Origin of the sequence: Streptomyces anandii JCM 4720, from assembly GCF_014650655.1 — a bacterium.
Lineage (GTDB): Bacteria > Actinomycetota > Actinomycetes > Streptomycetales > Streptomycetaceae > Streptomyces > Streptomyces anandii.
The window spans coordinates 79,899-83,817 of the sequence record NZ_BMVJ01000015.1; the positions used below are offsets into that span (position 1 = coordinate 79,899).

Consider the following 3,919-nt stretch of genomic DNA (forward strand, 5'->3'; position numbering starts at 1 on the left):
CGGCTTGCCGAACAGCTTCTGGGCGGTGGCCGTGTCGAACAGGGCGAGGCTGCCGCCGGCGGCGACGTTGCCGTCGTCGGTGGTGAAGACGCCGGTGACCTTGGGGGTCAGCACGGGCCCGTCCACGGAGATGCGCAGGGTGTCGCCGACCTTGTATCCGGCGCGCCGGGCGGTCTCGGAGTCGATGGCGACCTCGCCGCGCCCGTGCGGGGCGGCGCCCTCCTTCAGCGGGTAGCGCGGGTCGTTGGTGCCCCAGTAGTTGCCGCCCTGCGACTGGAAGCCGTCGCCGATCAGCTTGCCGTCCTTGCCGGCGATCGCGGTGAAGCCCTTGACGACACCGGTCGCGGAGGCGGCGCCGGGCACGTGCGCGCTCCTGTCGAGCTCCGCCCGGGTCAGCTCGGGCGTCCTGCCGAGCCGGTCGCCCTTGCTCTCCTGGTACTTGGCCTCCACGGCCACGTCGACCTGGTCGAAGCCCTTGGCCGAACTCTTCTGGTAGGCGTCGGAGATGGTGTTGGTGAAGACCAGGGTCCCCGACACGAAGGCGACGCCGAGCATCACGGCGAGCACGGTCATGAGGAGCCGGGCCTTGTGCGCGAGTACGTTGCGCAAGGCGGTGCGGAACATGGGCGGTCTCAGTCCAGGTCTACGAGGTTGAGGTGGAGGTGGGGGGCGGCACGCCCGGAGGCCGGGAGCCGCGGCGGAGAGGAGGAACGCGCGGAGGCTGCCGGGCGGGGGCGTGCGGGGCCTGCCGGGCCGGAGGGCCTCGGCGGCCCCGGACCGGATCAGCTGGTGCGGCCCTTGGCGTCGAACTGCTTCATGCGGTCCAGGACCGACTCCGCCGTGGGCCCGTACACCTCGTCCACGATCCGGCCGTCGGCGAGGAACACCACGCGGTCCGCGTAGGCCGCGGCCACCGGGTCGTGGGTCACCATCACCACGGTCTGGCCCAGTTCGCGCACGGAGTTGCGCAGGAAGCCGAGCACCTCGGCGCCGGAGCGGGAGTCGAGGTTTCCGGTCGGCTCGTCGCCGAAGACGATGTCCGGCCGGGAGGCCAGCGCACGGGCGACGGCCACGCGCTGCTGCTGGCCGCCGGAGAGCTGGGAGGGCCGGTGGCCCAGCCGGTCGGCGAGCCCCACCATGCGGATCACGGTGTCCAGCCACTGCTTGTCCGGCTTGCGGCCGGCGATGTCCATGGGAAGGGTGATGTTCTCCAGGGCCGTCAGGGTCGGCAGCAGGTTGAACGCCTGGAAGATGAAGCCGATCTTGTCCCGGCGCAGCCTGGTGAGCTGCTTGTCCTTCAGCGAGCCGAGCTCGGTGTCGCCTACGCGGACCGACCCGGAGGAGAAGGTGTCGAGGCCGGCCACGCAGTGCATCAGCGTGGACTTGCCGGAGCCGGACGGTCCCATGATCGCGGTGAACTCGCCCTGCGCGAAGTCGACGGAGACCCGGTCGAGAGCGACCACCTGGGTCTCGCCCTGTCCGTAGATCTTCGACAGATCCGTGGCGCGCGCGGCCACGGCGGTGGTCCGGCCGGCGATGGAAGAGGTGGTCACGGCGTGGGGCTCCTGACGGTACGGAAACGGTGGGACGGTCTGCGGCGGCCCGGGACGGACCGCGGCAGCCTTTTCGAAGACCTGTCCATCGTCTCCGCCGCCCGGGCCGCTGTAGTCAGCCGCTGTTCCGGTTCCGGGGGCCGACTCGGGTCGGACGGCACCGGCCGCCGTCATACCTGGGGATGACGGGCTTCCCTGAGAGTTGCCGGGGCGCGTCCCCTGGAAGGGGGACATCGGGAACAGGTGGAGCCCCCCTGTTCGGACGGTGAAATTCCGTCATTCCGTGCGTGCCGCGGGGCCCGGTCCGCAACGCTGGTGGCGAGTGCCGATGGGCGCCCACAAGGTCTGATGCTCCCTCACATGTCAATAAAACAAGACAACATGAGTACACCCAGCCACTGAACGGGGGATGCATCCCGATAGGCTCGGAACCGCAGTGCGAGCCCACGGCCTGCCCGGATGGTGGAATGCAGACACGGCGAGCTTAAACCTCGCTGCCCCTCGCGGGCGTACCGGTTCAAGTCCGGTTCCGGGCACCACTCAGCCCGCGAAACAGGGCGCCGCCGACGGGCAAGGGGCGCCCTGGACGCGCGGCGTCAGCGTTCGCCGAGGGCGGCGCGAAGCCGGTCGAGGGAGCCGGTCTCCAGCACCGCGTCCGCGAGGGCCCGGCCGCTCCTGGTTGGCCACCGCAGCCAGGTCCTCCGGCACCTTGCGGACTCCCCTCACGCCTCGGCGAGGCGGATCGCCTGGCGGATGCTCTCCAACTCCCGCCTTTTCGTCGGCTGCCGGGCCCGCGGTTCTGGGTCGTGGGCCCGTGTGGGGGCGGTCAGCCCTCGTAGACCGTCAGTACCGCGCCGTCGATTTCGATGCGGCGGCCGGCTCGCATGCCGTTGCGGCGGAGTGTCTGCAGGCATTTGTGGAACAGGACCAGCTCGTCCGCCTCCAGAATGGCGGCGGCGAGGTCCAGGAGCTCGAAGAGGGCCTGGTCGGTGAGCACTTCGGGCAGCTCACCGGACAGCAGGACCACCGCGTCTCCGGCGGGATTGCGGACCACGGCCGTGGTCGGACCGCCATGCACGAACAACACATGTCCCCCCTGGGAGCCCGGGGTCGTGCGGCTCTCGCGCCTCGGGCAGACGAGAGACTAGCGGCGGATCTCAGGGGTTTCGGGGTCGTCCGGATTCTTTTTCCGAGTTGGCGGGAGATCGGCCATCCGGTGTCACCGGACGGTCGCGTCGGTCGCCAGGTCGGTCAACTGTCCGGTCACTCGCCCCTTCGGTGGGTGTACCTCGCGGGACGGGGCGCGCGCCGGGTCACTTCTCGTTCGGGGAGCGGTCCAGGAGGGACTCGACCAGGGCCGCGACATGGCGGCGGTCGTCCGCCGAGAGCTTCTGGACGCTGGCGATCAGCAGGTCCACCTCGGGGTCGGCGGGACGTGCCGTCCCGCCGGCGGAGTCCGCGGAGTCGGCGGCGGGGCCGTAGACGTGGATGCCGCAGGCCTCGGCGGCGGCGCGGCGCACGGTGTCCAACGAGAGCTCCAGGCCCTTGGACAGTCCCTCGAGGGTGGCCGGCTGGGGCATGCGGACCACGCGGTCGGCCGTGGCCAGGTGGTGGACGGTGGAGCGGGGGATGCCGCCGCGGCGCGCCACGTCGCCGTAGGACCAGCCCTTGCGGTCGAGCCGCTCCCGGATCAACTGCTGCAGTGCGTTGGCCACTGGTGGTCACTTCCTGCTCGCCGCCTGGCTGAACCCGCGGGAATTCCCCACGTGGGGCCCGATTCTACGGGCGTCGGCGCCGCGGGCCGAGAGGGGGATCCGCGAACGGGGTTGCGCGCGGGGCTCCGGAGGCCCTAGTGTCCAATCTCGTTGGACAGCACGTCCGACCAAGTTGGACGAAGTCCGGGGGGTACCTGACCGCGTCCGACCGGAAACGCCTATCCCTGAGGGGGAATTGATCATGATGGACGCCCACGAGCTCGAGGCCGAGTCCGCGGAACTGCTGCCGGGCCGCGAGGCCCTCGGTCGCCTGAAGTTCAGCTTCGGCAAGACGGTCAACGTCACCAAGCACGTCGCGAACATCTCGGCCGCCAACCAGTCCGCCGCCCTGAACGACCACTCGGCGTTCTCCGTGGCCGACTCCGGCGCCGGCCAGAGCATCACCGTCACCCAGTAGCACCCGCCCTCGCGCGAACCCTCACCCGAGACACCCGAGACACCGAAAGGACACCCATCATGAGCATGGACATGCACGAGCTGGAGACCGAGTCCGCCGAGCTGCTGCCGGGCCGCGAGGCCCTCGGCCGCCTGAAGTTCAGCTTCGGCAAGACGGTCAACGTCACCAAGCACGTCGCGAACATCTCGGCGCAC

At 70.5% G+C, this 3,919-nt stretch carries 5 protein-coding genes and 1 tRNA gene; 2 read left to right on the forward strand and 4 right to left on the reverse strand.

Annotated features, from left to right (window positions below):
* A partial coding sequence (locus tag IE249_RS38425) for an ABC transporter permease (RefSeq protein WP_229859215.1) occupies positions 1 to 624 on the reverse strand: 624 nt, incomplete at its 3' end.
* Between the two features lie 158 nt (positions 625 to 782).
* On the reverse strand, positions 783 to 1,553 hold the full coding sequence (locus IE249_RS24840; RefSeq protein ID WP_189708068.1) for an ABC transporter ATP-binding protein: 771 nt from the start codon (positions 1,551 to 1,553) through the stop codon (positions 783 to 785).
* Between the two features lie 453 nt (positions 1,554 to 2,006).
* On the opposite strand from IE249_RS24840, the gene IE249_RS24845 reads away from it, so the two are divergent.
* Positions 2,007 to 2,092: transfer RNA gene (locus IE249_RS24845), tRNA-Leu, on the forward strand.
* Between the two features lie 287 nt (positions 2,093 to 2,379).
* Here the strand turns inward: IE249_RS24845 and IE249_RS24850 are convergent.
* Both IE249_RS24850 and IE249_RS24855 read right to left on the reverse strand, forming a co-directional pair.
* Positions 2,380 to 2,640 carry a hypothetical protein gene (locus tag IE249_RS24850; protein ID WP_229859217.1) on the reverse strand — a complete coding sequence of 87 codons (261 nt, stop codon included), beginning with the start codon at positions 2,638 to 2,640 and terminating at the stop codon, positions 2,380 to 2,382.
* 226 nt (positions 2,641 to 2,866) lie between these two features.
* Positions 2,867 to 3,268, reverse strand: a complete 402-nt coding sequence (locus tag IE249_RS24855; RefSeq protein ID WP_189708070.1) for a helix-turn-helix domain-containing protein — start codon at positions 3,266 to 3,268, stop codon at positions 2,867 to 2,869.
* A gap of 241 nt (positions 3,269 to 3,509) precedes the next feature.
* On the opposite strand from IE249_RS24855, the gene IE249_RS24860 reads away from it, so the two are divergent.
* Entirely contained in the window at positions 3,510 to 3,725 is a 216-nt protein-coding gene (locus tag IE249_RS24860; protein ID WP_189708072.1) for a hypothetical protein, read from the forward strand.
* Positions 3,726 to 3,919 lie beyond the last annotated feature (194 nt).

Coding starts and splice junctions, on each gene's coding strand:
- IE249_RS24860 (WP_189708072.1), top strand. CDS start 3,510: ATGATGGACGCCCACGAGCTCGAGGCCGAGTCCGCGGAACTGCTGCCG.